This is a genomic window from Kytococcus sp. HMSC28H12, assembly GCF_001816045.1.
Taxonomy (GTDB): Bacteria; Actinomycetota; Actinomycetes; order Actinomycetales; family Dermatophilaceae; genus Kytococcus; species Kytococcus schroeteri.
This window is the reverse complement of sequence record NZ_KV824419.1, coordinates 1-3,350: the sequence shown is the minus strand read 5'-3', so window position 1 is coordinate 3,350 and position 3,350 is coordinate 1. Positions and strand designations below refer to the sequence as shown.

The 3,350-nt window shown below is 76.3% G+C and carries 5 protein-coding genes; 3 read left to right on the top strand and 2 right to left on the bottom strand.

All coding sequences use genetic code 11. The features are described 5' to 3' along the window. On the top strand, positions 1-541 hold a 541-nt coding region (locus HMPREF3099_RS05510), incomplete at its 5' end, for a DUF3180 family protein (RefSeq protein ID WP_141762009.1). A gap of 6 nt (positions 542-547) precedes the next feature. On the opposite strand, the gene HMPREF3099_RS05505 is transcribed toward HMPREF3099_RS05510, so the two are convergent. Continuing rightward, positions 548-1,573, bottom strand: coding sequence for an EamA family transporter (locus HMPREF3099_RS05505; RefSeq protein ID WP_202816698.1), 1,026 nt, complete (start codon positions 1,571-1,573; stop codon positions 548-550). Positions 1,574-1,702: 129 nt separating this feature from the next. On the opposite strand from HMPREF3099_RS05505, the gene HMPREF3099_RS05500 reads away from it, so the two are divergent. After that, complete coding sequence (locus tag HMPREF3099_RS05500) at positions 1,703-2,245, top strand: CGNR zinc finger domain-containing protein (RefSeq protein ID WP_070705031.1); 543 nt, start codon at positions 1,703-1,705, stop codon at positions 2,243-2,245. A gap of 3 nt (positions 2,246-2,248) precedes the next feature. On the opposite strand, the gene HMPREF3099_RS13405 is transcribed toward HMPREF3099_RS05500, so the two are convergent. Further along, positions 2,249-3,019, bottom strand: coding sequence for an NUDIX domain-containing protein (locus HMPREF3099_RS13405; RefSeq protein ID WP_237769759.1), 771 nt, complete (start codon positions 3,017-3,019; stop codon positions 2,249-2,251). A gap of 83 nt (positions 3,020-3,102) precedes the next feature. Here HMPREF3099_RS13405 and HMPREF3099_RS05490 point away from each other — a divergent pair. Beyond that, positions 3,103-3,350, top strand: a 248-nt coding sequence (locus HMPREF3099_RS05490) for an NAD(P)-binding domain-containing protein (RefSeq protein WP_168168451.1), incomplete at its 3' end; no start/stop codon positions are given.

Genomic DNA, 3,350 nt, shown 5'->3' with positions numbered 1-3,350 from the left:
GCGCGTGGGGCAGCTGCTCGTGAGCTGGCTGGCGGCCGGCCTGCTGGGCTGGGTGGCGGCCAGCTGGTGGCTCGGGCAGGGCAACGCGGTGCCCGTGCGTGCCGTGGCCGGGCTGGTCATGGACGTCGTGTTCGCCGTGGGTCTGCTCGTGGCGGCCACCTGGGTGTGGAGGTCCGCCCGCGCCGACGGCACCGACGCGGCCTCCGAGCGCCGGCGTCACCGCGGGCCCTCGCCGCAGACCGCGCGCCTGGTGGTGGTGGCCGCCATCGCCGCCGCGTGGGCCGGGTCGGTGCTCAGCGGCGCCTTCGCGGGCCTGTTCGTGGCCGCCCTGCCCGATGCCGACGTGCCCAGCGTGCGCGCGGCGGTGGTGCGCACCGGGCTCCAGGTGCTCACCCTCGGGGTCCTCGGCGCCGCCGGGCAGGTGGCCCAGTGGCTGTGCCGTGTGCCCCCGCAGGACGGCGACGACGACGGCCGTGACGCGGTCCGGGAGCGTCACCGCCATCCGAGCACCCCGGTGCTGGGCCGCGACCGCCACGGCTGAGTCGCGTCAGGCGGTGCTGCTGGCGCGGGTGGCGGCGCGCAGCTCACGGGCCTCCTGCAGGCGCACCAGCACGATGCCGCCGAGCACCACGCCGCCGCCCACGAGCTGGGCCGGGCCCAGGTGCTGGCCCAGCAGGAGCCACCCGAAGAGGGCGGTGAAGAGCACCTCGGTGAGTCCCACGAAGGAGGCCACCGTGGCACCCAGTCGACGGGTGGCCATGGTGCCGCTTCCGTAGGCCAGGCCGGCCGTCACGGCGCCCAGCAGGCCCAGGCCCACCCACCACGGGACCGGGAGCGTGCCCACGGCGGCCGGGGCGGTGGACGCGCTCAGCGAGAGCACGCCCAGCAGGCCCGCCACCACGAGGGTGACGCCGCCGATGAGCATGCCCAGCCCTGCCACGGCCACGGCCGGCATCTCGCGGTCCACCGAGCTGCTCACCAGGAAGTAGGTGGCCAGTCCGAGGGCGGCCGCCAGTCCCCAGGCCACGCCCACCGGGTCCAGCCCCGTGCTGCGCAGGTCGAGCACCAGCACCAGGCCGGCTACGGCGGTGGCCATGCCCACCAGTGTGAGCACGGCGGGGGCGCGGCCGGTGCGGGCCCAGAGGATCAGCACCACCAGCACCACGCCCATGTACTCCAGCAGCAGGGCCACGGCGGCAGGGATACGGGTGACCGCCTGGAAGTAGCAGAGCTGGGCCCCGGCCACGGCCAGCACGCCGTAGGCCAGCACCGGCCAGCGCTGCGACCAGGCCAGCTGCCACTTCCCGCGCAGCAGCACGAGCGTGGCGGGCGCGAGCACCAGGGCGCCCACGAGCACGCGGCCGATGATCACCGTGGCGGGCGACCACCCGGCATCCATGAGCGGTTTGCCGAGCGGCCCGGCGAGCCCGAAGGCCATGGCCGAGACGAGGGCCAGGGCCAGGCCGCCCCCGCTGCCGGGTGCGGCGGCCAGTCCACGGCGGGCCAGACGGGGGCGAGTCCTGCGGAGGGCCCCCATGGTCGGGGAGACGGCGTGGGTCGTCGTCGTGGGCACGGTGGTCCCTCCTCGGGGCGGGTCGACGGGGTGGTGCACCCCGGTACGGAGCCGGCGATGTCATGGGTGTCACGCTGGTTGGCGCATGACGGGAGGCAGACGGTACGTGCGCTAGGGTCATGCGTCAACATGCACTTCACCCATGACACCGACGACGCCCTGCAGGGCGCGGCCGCGCTGGTGAACACCGCGCCGGGCCCCCGGCAGGGCGACCTCCTGCCCGACACCGCTGCGCTCGAGGCCTTCGAGCGGGAGTGGGGCTGGACGGGGCGCTTCGACGACACCGAGGAGGAGCTGGCCGAGGTGCGCGCCGTGCGCGACCGGCTGGCCACCTTCTGGCGGCTGGACCCCGAGCCGGCCGCGGGCCTGGTGAACGACCTGCTGGCCGAGTACGAGGCGCGTCCCCGCCTCGTGCGGCACGACGACTACGGCTGGCACGTGCACGCGGTCTCCGACGACGCCCCGGTCGCGGCGCGGATGGCGGTGGAGGCCGCCCTCGCCCTGGCCGACGTGCTCCGGGCGGACGCCTGGGACCGCCTCGCCACGTGCGCCGCCGAGGACTGTGCGGGGGTGCTCGTGGACACCTCGCGCAACCGCTCGCGGCGCTTCTGCAGCACGGCCTGCGGCAACCGCCAGGCCGTGGCCCGCTACCGCCGACGCCGGCGCGGCTGAGGGTCAGCCGAGCGGGTCCGGATCCCCGTCGCTGAGCACCACGGTGCCGCGGCGCACGGCCTGCCCGTCCCACACCTGCGCGAGGTGGCGGGCCACGTAGGGGGCTGCGTGCTGGGCCACCTCGTCCGGTGTGCACCAGTGCAGGGCCGCGATCTCGGTGGGCTGCAGGGTGGCTCGCTCCACGAGGTCGGGCTGCTCGCCGAGGTCGAAGACGCACAGCAGGGCGTCCGACCAGCCACGGTAGGGCGGCATCCAGTTGACGCTGAGCAGCCCGCGCACCGGAAGGTCCACCCCCATCTCCTCGCGCACCTCGCGCACCACGGTGGCCTGCGGGCCCTCTCCGGGGTCCACGATGCCGCCCGGCAGGTCCCACTCGGTCTTGTAGGTGAGCTCGCAGAGCAGCACCCGTCCCTGCCGGTCGGTGACCACGCCCTGGGCGATGACGCGCTTGGTGGGCATGGAGCTGTCGAGCACCCCCAGGCGCCCCTCGCGGGAGAGGCGCGGCGGGTCGTTGTCCAGGCGGGTGGCCAGCAGGCGGTCACCCTCCGGGGAGGGGCCGGCCAGGGCCCGCAGGGTCCCCTCGGTGCGCAGCCCGGCCCGTAGGGTGAGGCGGCGCAGGTCGCGGCGGTCGGGGTGCAGCAGCACCTCCACGCGCCGGGCGCCGGCCTCCAGCTCGGCGTCCACGGCCTCCATGAGCGCGGCGGGCTCGCAGGCGTGCTGAAGCTCGGTGCGCCGCACGCCCTCGGCGGGGGTCTGCCACTGCCAGGTGCTCACCCCGCGAGCCTTCCACACCGGCCCCGACCGCGCGGCGTGGTGTCCACGGGGCGTGACCGCCCGGGGTGCGTAGGGTGCGCCGCATGACGAGCACGCACGAGGCACCGCGGCTGCGCATCGGCATCGTGGGCGCCGGGCGGGTGGGGGCCGTGCTCGGTGCCGCCTGGGAGCGCTCGGGGCACCGGGTGGTGGCGCACAGCGTGGGGGACGACGCCGCCGAACGGGCCGCCGCGCTGCTGCCCACCAGCATCCGCTGCGAGCCGGCGGACGTGCCGGGGGAGGCCGACCTGGTGCTGCTCGCCGTGCCCGGGCGCGACGCCGCCGGGGTGGT